The 16,245-nt window shown below is 60.5% G+C and carries 14 protein-coding genes; 13 read left to right on the plus strand and 1 reads right to left on the minus strand.

The features are described from left to right. Positions 1-68: 68 nt before the first annotated feature. Positions 69-959 carry a LysR family transcriptional regulator gene (locus AB7M26_RS14860; RefSeq protein WP_007905966.1) on the minus strand — a complete coding sequence of 297 codons (891 nt, stop codon included), beginning with the start codon at positions 957-959 and terminating at the stop codon, positions 69-71. Between the two features lie 288 nt (positions 960-1,247). Here AB7M26_RS14860 and leuC point away from each other — a divergent pair, with 288 nt between their 5' ends. The 13 genes from leuC to AB7M26_RS14925 all read left to right on the plus strand — a co-directional run bounded on the left by leuC (position 1,248) and on the right by AB7M26_RS14925 (position 16,217). Then, positions 1,248-2,666, plus strand: a complete 1,419-nt coding sequence (gene leuC / locus AB7M26_RS14865) for a 3-isopropylmalate dehydratase large subunit (protein ID WP_123498696.1) — start codon at positions 1,248-1,250, stop codon at positions 2,664-2,666. Between the two features lie 11 nt (positions 2,667-2,677). Further along, positions 2,678-3,322: a 3-isopropylmalate dehydratase small subunit gene (gene leuD, locus AB7M26_RS14870; protein WP_007905962.1), complete on the plus strand. Its 645-nt coding sequence runs from the start codon at positions 2,678-2,680 to the stop codon at positions 3,320-3,322. A 152-nt stretch (positions 3,323-3,474) separates the two neighbouring features. Next, a complete protein-coding gene (locus AB7M26_RS14875) occupies positions 3,475-4,242 on the plus strand; it encodes a class I SAM-dependent methyltransferase (RefSeq protein ID WP_123498698.1) in 768 nt (255 codons plus the stop codon). 62 nt (positions 4,243-4,304) lie between these two features. Further along, a complete protein-coding gene (gene leuB / locus AB7M26_RS14880; RefSeq protein WP_008007203.1) occupies positions 4,305-5,387 on the plus strand; it encodes a 3-isopropylmalate dehydrogenase in 1,083 nt (360 codons plus the stop codon). A 67-nt stretch (positions 5,388-5,454) separates the two neighbouring features. Next, complete coding sequence (asd, locus tag AB7M26_RS14885; protein WP_008075929.1) at positions 5,455-6,567, plus strand: aspartate-semialdehyde dehydrogenase; 1,113 nt, start codon at positions 5,455-5,457, stop codon at positions 6,565-6,567. Positions 6,568-6,848: 281 nt separating this feature from the next. Continuing rightward, positions 6,849-7,859 (plus strand): aspartate-semialdehyde dehydrogenase, encoded by a 1,011-nt coding sequence (locus tag AB7M26_RS14890; protein WP_123498702.1) that lies wholly within the window; start codon positions 6,849-6,851, stop codon positions 7,857-7,859. A gap of 208 nt (positions 7,860-8,067) precedes the next feature. Further along, positions 8,068-10,713, plus strand: coding sequence for a FimV/HubP family polar landmark protein (locus AB7M26_RS14895; protein ID WP_429384955.1), 2,646 nt, complete (start codon positions 8,068-8,070; stop codon positions 10,711-10,713). Positions 10,714-10,995: 282 nt separating this feature from the next. Beyond that, on the plus strand, positions 10,996-11,820 hold the full coding sequence (truA, locus tag AB7M26_RS14900; RefSeq protein WP_032830732.1) for a tRNA pseudouridine(38-40) synthase TruA: 825 nt from the start codon (positions 10,996-10,998) through the stop codon (positions 11,818-11,820). A gap of 63 nt (positions 11,821-11,883) precedes the next feature. After that, positions 11,884-12,504 (plus strand): phosphoribosylanthranilate isomerase, encoded by a 621-nt coding sequence (locus AB7M26_RS14905; RefSeq protein ID WP_123498706.1) that lies wholly within the window; start codon positions 11,884-11,886, stop codon positions 12,502-12,504. A 183-nt stretch (positions 12,505-12,687) separates the two neighbouring features. Beyond that, positions 12,688-13,608, plus strand: a complete 921-nt coding sequence (accD, locus tag AB7M26_RS14910) for an acetyl-CoA carboxylase, carboxyltransferase subunit beta (protein ID WP_007905946.1) — start codon at positions 12,688-12,690, stop codon at positions 13,606-13,608. Next, complete coding sequence (folC, locus tag AB7M26_RS14915) at positions 13,605-14,912, plus strand: bifunctional tetrahydrofolate synthase/dihydrofolate synthase (RefSeq protein WP_123498708.1); 1,308 nt, start codon at positions 13,605-13,607, stop codon at positions 14,910-14,912. Before accD ends, folC begins: the two co-directional genes overlap by 4 nt. Next, positions 14,896-15,558 (plus strand): SPOR domain-containing protein, encoded by a 663-nt coding sequence (locus tag AB7M26_RS14920; protein ID WP_123498711.1) that lies wholly within the window; start codon positions 14,896-14,898, stop codon positions 15,556-15,558. Before folC ends, AB7M26_RS14920 begins: the two co-directional genes overlap by 17 nt. Before the next feature lie 98 nt (positions 15,559-15,656). Further along, positions 15,657-16,217 carry a CvpA family protein gene (locus AB7M26_RS14925; RefSeq protein WP_123498713.1) on the plus strand — a complete coding sequence of 187 codons (561 nt, stop codon included), beginning with the start codon at positions 15,657-15,659 and terminating at the stop codon, positions 16,215-16,217. The last annotated feature ends 28 nt before the right edge of the window (positions 16,218-16,245 follow it).

Here is a 16,245-nt window from a genome sequence, read left to right on the forward strand (position 1 = left end):
GGCTGAATTGGCGTTAGGCACAGGGTTTTGGGGCTCTATAGGCGTAGCACAAAAAGAAGAAGCACAGCTTAGCCGCGAGTCCCTGGCTGATCGATTTGTGCATCCAGCAGAGCCATGAAGGCCCGTGCCGCGTTCGACAGCGTCCGTTCGGTGTGCAGGATATAGCCTAGCTGGCGAGTGAGCTGTATGCCCGGCAAAGGTATGCGCGCCACTTGATCGTCCAGCATGGTGCGCGGCAAAACGCTCCAGGCCAGGCCGATCGAGACCATCATCTTGATGGTTTCCAGATAATTCGTGCTCATGGCGATGTTCGGCGTCAGGCCCTGGGCCTCGAACAGGCGCTGCACGATGTGGTGGGTAAAGGTGTTGCCGCCGGGGAAAACCGCAGGATGCAGGGCAATATCCGCCAGGCTGACCGGACCGTTAGCGATCAGCGAATGCTCCGGAGCGACCACGAAATCCAGCGGGTCGTCCCACACCGGTGTGGCCTTGACCAGTGCATGGGGCTCCGGTGCAAGAGTGATTACCGCCAGTTCGGCGCGGCCATGGAGGATTTCTTCGTAAGCCACTTCCGAATCGAGGAACTGAATATCCAGCGCCACTTGTGGGTAACGTCGGGTGAACTCCCTTAATAAGGGCGGTAAACGGTGCAGGCCGATGTGATGACTGGTGGCTAATGTCAGACGACCGGAGACTTCGCCGGTCAGGTTGGTCAGGGCGCGGCGGGTGTCATCCAGTACATTGAGGATCTGATAGGCCCGTGGCAGCAGGGCGCGACCGGCTTCGGTCAAACTGACTTCCCGGCCCAGTCGATCGAACAGCCGCACCTTCAATTGCTGCTCCAGGCCGGCGATGCGTTTGCTGATGGCGGGTTGTGTCAGGTGCAGCCGTTCGCCAGCGCCGGAGAAGCTTCCAGTCTCGGCAATCGCGATAAAAGCATTGAGGTTGGCGAGGTCCATGATGATGTCTCAGTTGTATTCCAGATGGTTATGCAAAGCATGAAAAATATGAATTTGAGTTATTTAATGTAACCCCCTAGGATCGACCTCACAAGCCAAGGGGTTATTGAAATTGCTCAAGACCCGGAGGTCTGTGTGGCGAGTTTGTTGGGTCAAATTCGGATGCCGGAAGTTCATAGCCAAAGAGCAGCAACGCAGGATATGGGCTTCCGGCGCCGAAGTTGACCTAACAGAACTCGCTACACAGACCTCTCCGGCATAGAAACAAGCTGATGAGGAAACCGTCTGATGGCCGGCAAAACGCTCTACGACAAGCTCTGGGATTCGCATTTGGTCAAGCAGCGCGACGATGGCTCGGCGCTGATCTACATCGATCGTCACATCATCCACGAAGTGACCTCGCCGCAAGCCTTCGAAGGCCTGCGTCTGGCCGGGCGCAAGCCTTGGCGCATCGATGCCAACATCGCGACCCCGGACCACAACGTTCCGACGACTGCGGAGCGCAAGGGCGGCATCGAAGCGATTGTCGACCAGGTCTCGCGTTTGCAGGTTCAGACCCTCGACGATAACTGTGACGAGTACGGCATCGTCGAATTCAAGATGAATGATGTCCGCCAAGGCATCGTCCACGTCATTGGCCCGGAGCAGGGCGCCACCTTGCCGGGCATGACCGTGGTTTGCGGCGACTCCCACACCTCGACCCACGGTGCATTCGGTGCCCTGGCTCACGGTATCGGCACTTCCGAGGTCGAGCACGTGCTCGCCACTCAGTGCCTGGTCGCGAAAAAAATGAAGAACATGCTGGTGTCCGTCGACGGCCAATTGCCGTTCGGCGTGACCGCCAAGGACATCGTCCTCGCAGTAATTGGCAAGATCGGCACCGCCGGCGGTAACGGCCATGCCATCGAGTTCGCCGGTAGCGCGATTCGCGACTTGTCCGTTGAAGGCCGCATGACCATTTGCAACATGGCGATCGAGGCCGGCGCTCGTGTAGGCCTGGTGGCCGCCGACGAAAAAACCGTGGCTTACGTCAAGGGCCGTCCATTTGCTCCGAAAGGCGCGGAATGGGACTTGGCTGTCGAGGCCTGGAAAGACCTGGTCTCTGACGCGGATGCCAAGTTCGACACCATCGTCGAGCTCGATGCCACTCAGATCAAGCCGCAAGTCAGCTGGGGTACCTCGCCTGAGATGGTCTTGGCTGTCGATCAGAACGTTCCCGATCCTGCGAAGGAAATGGACCTGGTCAAGCGTGGTTCCATCGAGCGCGCTTTGAAATACATGGGTTTGACCGCCAATCAGGCGATCACCGACATTCAGCTGGACCGCGTATTCATTGGCTCCTGCACCAACTCGCGGATCGAAGACCTGCGCGCCGCCGCCGTGATCGCCAAGGGTCGCAAAGTGGCTTCGACTATCAAGCAGGCCATCGTGGTGCCGGGTTCGGGGTTGGTGAAGGCTCAGGCCGAATCCGAAGGCCTGGACAAGATTTTCCTCGAGGCCGGTTTCGAATGGCGTGAGCCGGGATGCTCGATGTGCCTGGCGATGAACCCGGACCGTTTGGAGTCGGGCGAGCATTGCGCGTCGACCTCCAACCGTAACTTCGAAGGCCGTCAGGGCGCCGGTGGCCGTACGCACCTCGTCAGCCCGGCCATGGCCGCCGCCGCCGCTGTGAACGGTCGTTTCATCGACGTCCGTGAATTGATCTAAAGGAGCGCAGCATGAAAGCTTTTACCCAGCACACTGGTCTTGTCGCGCCTTTGGATCGTGCCAACGTCGACACCGACCAGATCATTCCGAAGCAGTTCTTGAAGTCGATCAAGCGTACCGGTTTCGGCCCGAACCTGTTCGATGAATGGCGTTACCTGGATGTCGGGCAGCCGTATCAGGACAACTCCAAGCGTCCGTTGAACAAGGACTTCGTCCTCAATGCCGAGCGTTATCAAGGCGCCAGCGTGTTGCTGGCCCGTGAGAACTTCGGTTGCGGCTCCAGCCGCGAGCACGCGCCGTGGGCGCTGGAAGAGTACGGTTTCCGCAGCATCATCGCGCCGAGCTATGCCGATATCTTCTTCAACAACAGCTTCAAGAACGGCTTGCTGCCGATCATCCTGAGCGACGCTGAAGTTGATGAACTGTTCCAGCAGGTTGAGGCGACTCCGGGCTATCAATTGCAGGTTGATCTGCAAGCCCAGACCGTGACCCGTCCGGATGGCAAGGTGTTGAGTTTTGAGATTGACGCGTTCCGCAAGCACTGCCTGCTCAATGGCCTGGACGATATCGGCCTGACCTTGCAGGACCACGAGGCGATTGCCACGTTTGAAGCCAAACACCGCGCGAGCCAGCCGTGGTTGTTTCGTGATGCGTGATTGATCCGGAATTTGTAAGGATAGGACCGGCCTCATCGCGGGCAAGCCCGCTCCCACAGTGTTTGCGCTGTTCACAAAACCTGTGGGAGCGGGCTTGCCCGCGATGACGACAGACCAGGCACCACAAGACTCATTCCCAAAAGGAAGTCCCCATGACCAGCACCGCCCAGCACAGTCAGGTAGTACAAAAGCAATTCGGTGAACAGGCCTCGGCCTATCTGAGCAGCGCCGTACATGCTCAAGGCACTGAATTCGCGCTGCTACAGGCTGAACTGGCGGGGCAGGGCGATGCTCGCGTGCTCGACCTCGGTTGCGGCGCCGGTCATGTGAGTTTTCATGTGGCTTCGCTGGTCAAGGAAGTGGTGGCTTACGACCTGTCTCAACAGATGCTCGACGTGGTCGCCGTTGCTGCCGTCGATCGGGGCTTGAGCAACGTGTCCACGGTACTGGGTGCCGCCGAGCGCCTGCCGTTCGCCGATGGCGAGTTCGATTTCGTTTTCAGCCGCTACTCAGCGCACCATTGGAGCGACCTTGGGCTGGCCCTGCGCGAAGTTCGCCGGGTGTTGAAGCCGGGCGGGGTGGCGGCGTTCATCGATGTGTTGTCCCCGGGCAGCCCGTTGTTCGACACTTACCTGCAAAGCGTCGAAGTGCTGCGCGACACCAGCCACGTACGCGATTATTCTGCCGGCGAGTGGTTGCGTCAGGTCAGCGAGGCGGGGTTGCATACCCGCAGCACTACGCGCCAGCGGTTGCGTCTGGAGTACACCTCCTGGGTCGAGCGCATGCGCACGCCGCAGGTGATGCGCGCGGCGATCCTGGAGTTGCAGCAATCGATGGGCAACGAAGTGCGCGAATATTTTGAGATTGAGGCCGATGGTTCGTTCAGTACCGATGTGCTGGTGCTGATGGCTGAAAGATAAGCGTCAAACGAATTTTTCCGGGCGTGCCTCAAGGGCGCACCGACTGATGACATGAGGAAAGCATGAGCAAGCAGATTCTGATTCTCCCGGGTGACGGTATTGGCCCGGAAATCATGGCCGAAGCAGTCAAGGTGCTGGAGCTGGCGAACGACAAGTACAGCCTGGGCTTCGAACTGAGTCATGACGTGATCGGTGGCGCCGCCATCGACAAGCACGGCGTGCCGCTGGCCGACGAAACCCTGGCCCGTGCCCGTGCCGCCGATGCGGTATTGCTGGGCGCCGTGGGCGGCCCGAAATGGGACACCATCGAGCGTGACATCCGCCCTGAGCGCGGCCTGCTGAAAATCCGTGCGCAGCTGGGTCTGTTCGGCAACCTGCGTCCGGCAATCCTGTACCCGCAACTGGCCGAGGCTTCCAGCCTGAAGGCAGAAATCGTGGCGGGCCTGGACATCCTGATCGTCCGCGAGCTGACCGGCGGCATCTACTTCGGCGCGCCACGCGGCGTGCGTGAACTGGAAAACGGCGAGCGTCAGGCCTACGACACCCTGCCGTACAGCGAGACCGAAATCCGCCGTATCGCCCGTGTCGGTTTCGACATGGCCCGCGTGCGCGGCAAGAAACTGTGCTCGGTGGACAAAGCCAACGTGCTGGCGTCCAGCCAACTGTGGCGTGAAGTCGTCGAGCAAGTGGCCAAGGACTACCCGGACGTCGAACTGAGCCACATGTACGTCGACAACGCCGCCATGCAACTGGTGCGTGCACCGAAGCAATTCGACGTGATCGTCACCGACAACCTGTTCGGCGACATTCTTTCCGACGAAGCGTCGATGCTCACCGGTTCGATCGGCATGCTGCCGTCGGCGTCGCTGGATGCCAACAACAAAGGCATGTACGAGCCGTGCCACGGTTCGGCGCCAGACATCGCTGGCAAGGGCATTGCCAACCCGTTGGCGACCATTTTGTCGGTGTCGATGATGCTGCGTTACAGCTTCAATCTGCAGGATGCGGCCGATGCTATCGAGAAGGCCGTGAGCCTGGTATTGGATCAGGGCCTGCGCACGGGCGACATCTGGTCGGCCGGTTGCACCAAGGTCGGTACGCAGGAAATGGGCGATGCAGTAGTCGCCGCGCTGCGGAATCTGTAATCTCTTTGGCCCGCTGCAACTTTCAACCATGAAAGCAGCGGCCCACTTTTAAGAAGGTGTAGTTGCGATGAAACGTGTAGGTCTGATCGGTTGGCGCGGTATGGTCGGTTCCGTGCTCATGCAGCGGATGCTGGAAGAGCAGGATTTCGATCTTATTGAGCCGGTGTTTTTCACCACTTCCAATGTCGGTGGCCAAGGCCCGTCCGTGGGTAAGGATATTGCTCCGCTCAAGGACGCTTACAGCATTGAAGAGCTGAAAACCCTCGACGTGATTCTGACCTGCCAGGGTGGCGACTACACCAGCGAAGTTTTCCCGAAGCTGCGCGAAGCCGGCTGGCAGGGTTACTGGATCGACGCCGCTTCCAGCCTGCGCATGCAGGATGACGCGGTGATCGTGCTGGACCCGGTGAACCGCAAGGTCATCGACCAGCAGCTCGACGCGGGCACCAAGAACTACATCGGCGGCAACTGCACCGTCAGCCTGATGCTGATGGGCCTGGGTGGCCTGTTTGAAGCCGGTCTGGTCGAGTGGATGAGTGCCATGACCTATCAGGCGGCCTCCGGTGGCGGCGCGCAGCATATGCGTGAACTGATCAAGCAAATGGGTGTGACCCACGCCGCTGTCGCCGATCAACTGGCCGACCCGGCCAGCGCCATCCTCGACATCGACCGTCGTGTTGCCGAAGCCATGCGCAGCGACGCATACCCGACCGAAAACTTCGGCGTACCACTGGCCGGCAGCCTGATCCCATGGATCGACAAGGAACTGCCGAACGGTCAGAGCCGCGAAGAGTGGAAGGCCCAGGCCGAGACTAACAAGATCCTCGGTCGCTTCAAGAGCCCGATCCCGGTGGACGGTATCTGCGTGCGCATCGGCGCCATGCGTTGCCACAGCCAGGCGCTGACCATCAAGCTGAACAAAGACGTGCCGATCGCCGACATCGAAGGGCTGATCAGCCAGCACAACCCTTGGGTCAAGCTGGTGCCGAACAACCGCGAAATCAGCATGCAGGAGCTGAGCCCTACAAAGGTTACCGGTACCCTGAACGTTCCGGTTGGCCGTTTGCGCAAGCTGAACATGGGTTCGCAGTTCGTCGGTGCCTTCACCGTCGGCGACCAACTGCTGTGGGGCGCGGCCGAACCGCTGCGTCGCATGCTGCGGATTCTGCTTGAGCGTTGATCTGTTGAAGCAATGAAAGAGCCCGTGCCTTGAAAGAGGTGCGGGTTTTTTTATGCGCGACAGTCTGAGGGTGTTCGGTTGTCTGCTATTTCGTCATCGCGGGCAAGCCCGCTCCCACAAGGTTGGGGTCGTATGCAAAATATGGGAGCCCCACAAAACCTGTGGGAGCGGGCTTGCCCGCGATGAGGCCGGTATAGGCGCCACAAATCCTTGGCAGAAATTGCCTGCACGCCAACCACCCGGTAAAGTGCCGCTCCCCCCGTTTCGCCAGAGGTAGAACCATGAGCCAGTCCTTTGATATCGCCGTGATCGGCGCCACCGGTACTGTCGGCGAAACACTCGTCCAGATTCTCGAAGAGCGGGACTTTCCCGTCGGTAACCTGCACCTGCTGGCGAGCAGTGAATCGGCCGGTCATTCGGTGCCGTTTCGCGGCAAGAACGTGCGGGTGCGGGAAGTCGATGAGTTCGATTTCAGCAAAGTCCAGTTGGTGTTCTTTGCCGCCGGCCCGGCGGTGACCCTCAGTTTCGCTCCGCGTGCCACGGCCGCCGGTTGCTCGCTGATCGACCTGTCCGGCGCCTTGCCGGCTGATCAGGCGCCGCAAGTGGTGCCTGAGGCCAACGCTGAAGTTCTGGCCAGCCTGAAAAAGCCCTTCCAGGTCAGCAGCCCAAGCCCTTCGGCTGCGACGCTGGCGGTGGTGCTGGCGCCATTGCTCGGTTTGCTCGACCTGCAGCGCATCAGCCTGACGGCGTGTCTGGCGGTCTCTGCCCAAGGCCGCGAAGCGGTCACTGAGCTGGCCCGGCAAACCGCCGAGCTGCTTAACGTGCGTCCGCTGGAGCCGGCGTTCTTCGATCGGCAGATGGCTTTCAACCTGCTGGCGCAAGTCGGTAAGCCTGATGATCAAGGCCATACGTTGCTGGAAAAACGCCTGGTGCGCGAGCTGCGTCAGGTCATGGCGATGCCGTCATTAAAGATTTCCGTCACTTGCATTCAAGCTCCGGTGTTTTTTGGCGATAGCTTTAGCGTGACCTTGCAGTCATCGAGCGCTGTCGATCTGGCGAAAGTCAACGCAGCTCTGGAAGCGGCGCCCGGTATCGAACTGGTCGACGCGGGTGATTACCCGACCCCGGTAGGCGATGCAGTAGGGCAGGACGTGGTTTACGTTGGTCGGGTTCGTAGCGGGATCGACGACCCGGCGGAACTTAATGTGTGGCTGACGTCAGATAACGTACGCAAAGGGGCCGCGCTCAATGCTGTGCAGGTGGCTGAATTGTTGATAAAAGACCTGCTGTAAAAGATACTTGGCAACAATTTATCGAATGATTCCGGTCGAGTGTCATGCTTGGCCGGAATGCTTAAGGTGAGCCACCCCGCAGGGCTTCCCATTGCATGAATGAAATGATCGCGCGCGACGACCCTTCGCCGTCGCGCGCAATGCCTTACGGCAGCGGCAATCAACACCTTCTCGCTGGCCGAGGAATGTTCAAACAAAGGAAGAGGTTATGGTTCAAGTTCGCAAACTGGTGTTAGCAATAGCGGCCGCCTCGGCGCTGTCCTCCGGTATGGCGCATGCCCTCGGGCTCGGGGAATTGACCCTGAAATCGACGCTGAACCAGCCTCTGGTCGCAGAAATTGAGTTGCTCGACGTCAAGGACCTCACGGCTGCCGAAGTGGTGCCGAGCCTGGCCTCGCACGAAGATTTCGCCAAGGCTGGTGTCGATCGTCAGACATTTCTCAATGACCTGACCTTCACCCCGGTGCTTAACGCCAGCGGCAAAAGCATCTTGCGCGTCACGTCCAGCAAGCCGCTGTCCGAACCGATGGTGAAATTCCTGGTTCAGGTGATGTGGCCCAACGGTCGTCTGCTACGCGACTACAGCGTGCTGCTCGATCCGTCCAAATTCTCGCCGCAGACCGCCGATGCCGCCGCGCAACCAGCGCCAGCCCAAACGGTGACTGCGCCAGTCACTGGCGCGACCAAATCGTCGCAATACACCACCACGCCGCGCGATACCCTGTGGGAGATCGCCGCGAAGGCGCGTAACGGTGGTTCGATCCAGCAGACCATGCTGGCCATCCAGGCGCTGAACCCGGATGCGTTCATCGACGGCAACATCAATCGACTGAAAACCGGTCAAGTGCTGCGTCTGCCTGATCAGGTGCAGAGCACCAATCTGCCACAGCCCAAGGCCATCGCTGAGGTCGCCGCGCAGAACACCGCGTGGCGTCAGGGCCGTCGCTACGTGGCGAAACCGGGAGCCGGTCAGCAGCAACTCGATGCCACCAAGCGCGCTGGCGGTGAAGGTGCTTCATCGCAGCCTGCCGCAGACAAACTGAGCCTGGTGTCTGCCGACACCGGCAAGGGCGGCAAAGGCGCCGCCGGTGATGCGAAAGCGTTAAGCGATAAGCTGGCCGTTACCGAGGAAAGCCTCGACGCGACTCGTCGTGACAACGCCGAATTGAAAAGCCGCATGAGCGATCTGCAAAGTCAGCTGGACAAGCTGCAACGCCTGATCGAACTGAAGAACAACCAGTTGGCCAAGTTGCAGGCCGAAGGCGGCGCGGATGCATCCGCTTCGAGCACTCCGGCGATGTCGGCTGAGCTGGCGGCCAGTCCTGCGGCAACGCCTGCGGACGCGGCTCCGGTCCCTGCGCCAGAGGCTGACGCACCAGAAGTCGTTCCGGCGCCAGTTGTCGAGCCAACACCCGATGATCAGAAATTCAACGAGCTGCTGACCAATCCGATCCTGCTGGGTCTGGTGGGTGGCGGTGCGGTGGTGCTGCTGCTCTTGCTGCTGTTGCTGGCCCGTCGCCGCAAGGCTCAGCAAGAAGCCGAGAAGCATCTGCGCATGGCCCGTGCCTTGGAGGAGGAGCAAGAGTTCTCCGTCGACCAGGATCTGCCGCCAAGCAGCTTCGAAGGCCTGGAAGTTCCGCCGCCGAGCGTGAAGCTTGCGACCGCGCCAACGCCAACGCCTGCACCCGCGCCGGCCCCGGTGATTGCTCCGGTTGTGGTGACGCCGCCGATCGCTGCGCCATTGGTATCGCCTGCCGCCGAGCGTTCCGACCGTTCCGACGACGTACTGGCTCAGGCACAGTCGCACATTGCCGGCGGTCGTCTTAATCAGGCCGCCGCATTGCTGGAAGACGCTATCAAACAAGAGCCGCAACGCAGTGACCTGCGCTTGAAGCTGATGGAAGTCTATGGTCAGCAGGGTGACCGCGACGCGTTCGTCGCTCAGGAGCGTCAACTGGTGGCCAACGGCGATAACTTCGCCCGGGTTGAAGAGTTGAAAAGCCGCTTTCCGGCCATGGCTGTAGTGGCGGCCAGCGGTCTGGCTGCCGCCGCCATCGCTGCCGAGCTGGACGCGCAATACGTCAAGGATCTGCTGCTGGACGAGCCGCAAGCCCCGGAGCCGGCATTGTCCGACTTCGACAGCGCCTTCGATCTGAGCCTGGACGATCTGGAGGCAGCTACGCCGATCGCGCCAGTGGTTGCTGCGGAGCCGGAGGTGGAGCCAACACCCGCCCCCGCACCCGCACCAGAAGAGCTGGCTGAATTGGACGAATTCCCGCTGGACGACGATCTGAGCTTTGAGTCGGTGTTGCAGCAACAGACTGAAATCAAGGAAAACCTCGACGATCTGTCGGTCTTCGACCTGGACATGGATCTGGGCGGCGACGCCTCGCCGGCAACCCTGGCCGAAGATGACTTCCTGCTGAGTCTGGATGAAGATCTCAAGGATTCGCCTGTCGCCGAAGCGGCGCCCGTGACCGAGCCGACGCTCGACGACCTGGAGTTACCTGCGGATTTCGACCTGTCACTGGCCGATGAAATGGACGCTGCCCCGGATCAGCCTGATGCCTTCGAAAGCGAGCTCAATGACGTCAATGCGGAGCTGGATCGTCTGTCCCAGAGCCTCGGTGAGCCTAGCTTCACCGAGGAAGACGCTTTGGCCTCCGCGGCTGATGAGCCGGACTTCGATTTCCTCTCCGGCACCGATGAGGTCGCTACCAAACTCGATCTGGCCCAGGCCTACATCGACATGGGCGACAGCGACGGCGCTCGGGACATCCTCAATGAGGTGGTGACCGAGGGCGATGCCGGTCAGAAGAGCGAAGCCAAGGAAATGCTCTCGCGTCTGGCGTGAGTCATCGGTAAGGCATAAAAAAAACGGCAGCCCATCGAGGCTGCCGTTTTTGTTTGGACGGTGATGCGTTGATGTCTGCGCGATTGTTATCGCGGGCAAGCCCGCTCCCACAAGGATCTTTGGCGCCCGCAAAACCTGTGGAAACGGGCTTGCCCGCGAAGAGGCCGGAACAGTCCACGGAGATCCCTCTGGCGTCCCCGCCCGACCGCCTTATAATGCATGCCTTTGCGCAGATCAGCAGGCTGTCACCCCTTGGCAAATATAGATAATCCGGCCGCCGAAATGGCGGCCGACGGCTTTTTCCGGATCGCGTTGGGCGTTGAATACAAAGGCTCGCGCTATCGCGGCTGGCAGCGCCAGGCCTCCGGTGTGCTCACGGTGCAGGAAACCCTTGAAAAGGCCTTGTCCAAAGTCGCCGACTCGCCGGTGTCGCTGCTCTGCGCCGGGCGCACTGATGCCGGGGTGCATGCCTGCGGTCAGGTGGTGCATTTCGATACCCAGGTCGAGCGTTCGATGAAGGCCTGGGTGATGGGCGCCAATATCAACTTGCCCCACGACGTCAGCGTCAGTTGGGCGAAGGTCATGCCGGCGCATTTCCATGCGCGGTTCAAGGCGATCGCCAGGCGCTATCGCTACGTGATCTACAACGATCAGATCCGTCCGGCGCACCTGAACGATGAAATTACCTGGAACCACCGCCCGCTGGACGTCGAGCGCATGTCTGAAGCCGCTCAGTATCTGGTCGGTACCCACGACTTCAGTGCATTCCGCGCCGGTCAGTGCCAGGCCAAGTCGCCGATCAAGGAGCTGCATCACCTGCGCGTCACGCGCCATGGCAAAATGATCGTGCTGGATATCCGCGCCAGCGCGTTTCTGCACCACATGGTGCGCAACATCGCCGGAGTTCTGATGACCATCGGCGCTGGCGAGCGTCCCGTGGAGTGGATGAAGGAAGTCCTGGAAAGTCGTATCCGTCGTTCCGGGGGGGTAACGGCCCATCCGTTCGGCCTGTACCTGGTCCAGGTCGAGTACCGCGACGAGTTCGAATTGCCTGAGCGTTACATCGGCCCACACTTCCTTACCGGCTTCTCGGAACTTGACGGCTGACGCCCTCAAACGCTTTTGTTACCATCCGGGACTTTCCCGGATTTGTCCTGAGGTTCTATCGACATGTCAGCCGTTCGCAGCAAAATTTGTGGGATTACCCGCATAGAGGATGCGTTGGCGGCGGTCGAGGCCGGGGCCGATGCCATCGGATTTGTGTTCTACGCCAAAAGCCCGCGGGCCGTGACGTTCCAGCAGGCGAGGGCGATCATCAAGGCCTTGCCGCCGTTCGTGACCACCGTGGGTTTGTTCGTCAATGCCAGCCGCTGCGAGTTGGGGGAAATCCTCGATGCCGTGCCGCTGGACCTGTTGCAGTTCCATGGCGACGAAACCGCGGCTGAGTGCGAAGGCTGGCGCCGTCCGTACATCAAGGCGTTGCGGGTCAAGGCCGGTGATGACATCGCAGCGGCTTGCGATGCCTACGCCAGTGCCAGCGGGATCCTGCTCGACACGTACGTCGAAGGCGTTCCAGGGGGAACCGGTGAAGCGTTCGACTGGTCTCTGATACCGCAAGGCCTGAGCAAGCCGATCATCCTGGCGGGCGGCTTGACACCGGACAACGTCGCGGAGGCGATTGCCCGGGTTCGGCCTTACGCGGTAGACGTCAGCGGTGGAGTAGAGGCGAGCAAGGGCATCAAGGATCACGCAAAGATTCAGGCATTCATCAAAGCGGTTGTTGGGGCTTGATGTGACGGCTGGCACACTGCCGCCGTCCACAGGCATGGCTGAGGATATTTGGGGTTGTACGCAGGTCACATCTCGCTGACCCGGCACGCCATCGATCATCGCCACACATATGAATTTAGCTCAAGGGCATACGCGGGGCTGCGAACCAGAGCGTTCGGGCCGCCGGTACTGGAGAAAGAAAGCATGAGCAACTGGTTAGTAGACAAACTGATCCCTTCGATCATGCGTTCCGAGGTCAAGAAGAGCTCGGTGCCTGAAGGTCTGTGGCACAAATGCCCGTCTTGTGAGGCGGTGTTGTATCGTCCGGAGCTGGAAAAGACCCTGGATGTTTGCCCCAAGTGCAACCACCACATGCGTATCGGCGCTCGCGCGCGCATCGACATCTTCCTCGACGCTGACGGCCGTGCCGAACTGGGCGCGGACCTGGAGCCGGTTGACCGTCTGAAATTCCGCGACGGCAAGAAGTACAAGGATCGCCTGACCGCTGCGCAAAAGCAGACCGGCGAAAAAGACGCACTGATCTCCATGAGCGGCACCTTGTTGGGCATGCCGGTCGTGGTGTCGGCCTTCGAATTCTCCTTCATGGGTGGCTCGATGGGCGCCATCGTCGGTGAGCGCTTCGTGCGCGCCGCCAATTACGCCCTGGAAAACCGTTGCCCGATGATCTGCTTCGCCGCCTCCGGTGGTGCGCGGATGCAGGAAGCGCTGATTTCCCTGATGCAAATGGCCAAGACCTCCGCGGTGCTGGCGCGTCTGCGTGAAGAAGGCATTCCGTTCATCTCGGTACTGACTGACCCTGTCTACGGTGGTGTTTCCGCCAGCCTGGCGATGCTCGGCGACGTAATTGTCGGTGAGCCGAAAGCCCTGATCGGTTTCGCCGGCCCGCGCGTTATCGAACAAACCGTTCGCGAAAAACTGCCGGAAGGCTTCCAGCGCAGTGAGTTCCTGCTGGAACACGGCGCGATCGACATGATCATTCACCGTCAGGAGCTGCGTCCGCGTCTGGGCAACCTGCTGGCACAAATGATGGGCCTGCCGACGCCAAAATTCGTCGCCGCGCCGATCGAGCCGATCGTGGTTCCGCCGGTGCCTGCCAACATATGATCCAACGCACCCTTGGCGAGTGGCTCGCCTACCTTGAACAGTTGCATCCTTCGGCCATCGACATGGGGCTGGAGCGTTCGCAACAGGTAGCGTCTCGCATGGGGCTGGGCAAGCCGGCGCCTCGGGTGATTACGGTCACTGGCACCAACGGCAAGGGTTCTACCTGCGCGTTCGTGGCTTCGTTGCTGCGGGCGCAGGGCCTGAACGTGGGTGTCTACAATTCTCCGCACCTGCTGCGTTACAACGAGCGGGTGCAGGTCAATGGCGTCGAAGCCACTGACGTCCAGCTGTGCGAAGCCTTCGCAGCGGTCGAGGCCGGTCGTGGCGACACTTCCCTGACGTACTTCGAAATGGGCACCCTGGCGGCGTTCTGGCTGTTTCAACAGGCAGGGCTTGATGCGGTGGTGCTGGAAGTGGGCCTGGGCGGGCGTCTGGATACGGTCAACGTGGTGGATGCCGATATCGCGCTGGTCACCAGCATCGGCGTCGATCATGCGGACTATCTGGGCGATACCCGTGAGTCCGTGGCTTACGAAAAAGCCGGCATTTTCCGCCAGGGCGCGCCTGCGCTCTGTGGCGATCTGAATCCCCCTCAGCCTTTGCTGGATAAAGCGCGCGAGCTCAATTGCCCGTTTTTCCTGCGTGGACGCGATTTCGACCTGGGTATCACCGATCACAACTGGCAATGGCGTGGCCTTGATGCTCAAGGGCGTGCAGTCGAGTTGCATGATCTGCCATTGCTCGATCTGCCGATGGAGAACGCCGCCCTGGCGTTGCAGGCTTACCTGCTGCTCGGTTTGCCTTGGGTGGATGCGCAGATTATCGAAGCCCTGAAGGCGACACGCGTGGTCGGTCGTCTCGATCGCCGTCAGTTCGACTGGCAGGGCAAGCGTCTTAATGTGTTGCTGGACGTGGGGCATAACCCCCATGCGGCAGAGTACCTGGCCCGTCGTCTGGCCAGTCGACCACCGACCGGCAAGCGTCTGGCGGTGTTCGGGTTGTTGGCGGACAAGGATCTGGATGGTGTTGTCGGTGAATTGAATGCTAGTGTCCAGCATTGGGCTGTCGCCCCTCTGGATTCGCCGCGGGCGCGACCCGTTGAGCAGTTGCACGCGGCGCTGCAGAACCTTGGCGCCTCGGTAACGTCTTATGACAGCGTGGCCGCAGCCCTGGAAGGGCAGTGCGCGCAGGCGACGAACGACGACGAAATTCTGTTGTTCGGATCATTTTATTGTGTCGCCGAGGCCCTTGAATGGCTGGCCCGGCACTCCACGGAGGAAGCGGCAAATGGCTTTGCTGGATAAGGCGTACAAGCAGCGCATGGTCGGTGCCCTGGTGCTGGTGGCGCTGGCGGTGATTTTCCTGCCAATGCTGTTTTCCCGTCAGGACGAACAGCGCCAGGTGAGGGTTGACGCACCGGCTGCACCGCAAGCGCCGGCTGTGCCGCAAGTGCAGGTCGAGCCGGTGGTGGTGCCTGAACCGCAGGCGTTGCCGCAGGAGCCTGTGCCAAGCGATGACGAAATTGCCGCGCAGCAAGCACCTTCGACACCGATTGCGCCAAGTGCTCCCGTGGCCCCGGCGCCACCAGCTGCCAAACCGGTCACGCCACCTCCGGCGCCAGTCGCCAAGCCTGTGCCGGCACCTGCCCAGCCAATCGCTGCTGCACCGACCAAGCCGGCTACCACCCCAAGCCGCGTCGATGCCAATGGCCTGTCGGTCAGTTGGTCGGTTCAACTGGCCAGTCTATCGAGCCGCGAGAGCGCTGAAAGCCTGCAGAAAACCCTGCGCAGCCAAGGCTATAACGCCTATATCCGCTCCGCCGATGGCAAGAATCGGGTGTTCGTCGGGCCGCTGATCGAGCGCGCGGAAGCCGATCGTCTGCGTGACTTGTTGAGCCGCCAGCAGAACCTCAAGGGGTTTGTGGTGCGTTTTCAGCCTGAGCGCGGTTAAAACTATCGCCCTGATTTGAAAAGCACTGATAATCTCAGCTTACCGACAGCCATGGGCTCTGCTAAAATGCGCCGCCTTATCTGTCTGTAGGCTGCACTGTGCCATTTACCTGGGTTGACTGGGCGATCGTTGCAATCGTCGCCATCTCCGCTTTGATCAGTCTTAGCCGCGGCTTCGTCAAAGAAGCACTCTCGCTGCTGACCTGGATCATCGCAGGAGCCGTTGCCTGGATGTTCGGTGGTTCATTGTCCGAGTACCTCGGCGGATACATCGAAACGCCATCGGCTCGCGTGATCGCGGGCTGTGCCATCATGTTTGTCGCCACTTTAATCGTAGGCGCAATGATCAATTATCTTATCGGCGAATTGGTTCGCGTCACCGGGCTATCCGGGACCGATCGATTCCTCGGCATGGCCTTCGGCGCTGCGCGTGGCGTGTTGCTGGTGGTCGTGGCGGTCGGGCTGTTGAGCCTGGGGCCGGTACAGCAGGACGGGTGGTGGCAACAATCACAGCTCGTGCCAAAATTTCTATTGGTCGCAGACTGGTCCAAAAACCTGATTCTTGGGTGGAGCAGTCAGTGGCTTGCCAGCGGTATCAGCGTACCCGCTGAAATACCGTTCAAGGAGCACCTCTTGCCGACGGCCAAAACGCCTCAGTGAGTTGTGTTCAGTTCAGATCCATTAAGTA

The sequence above is a fragment of the Pseudomonas sp. F-14 TE3482 genome (assembly GCF_053629455.1).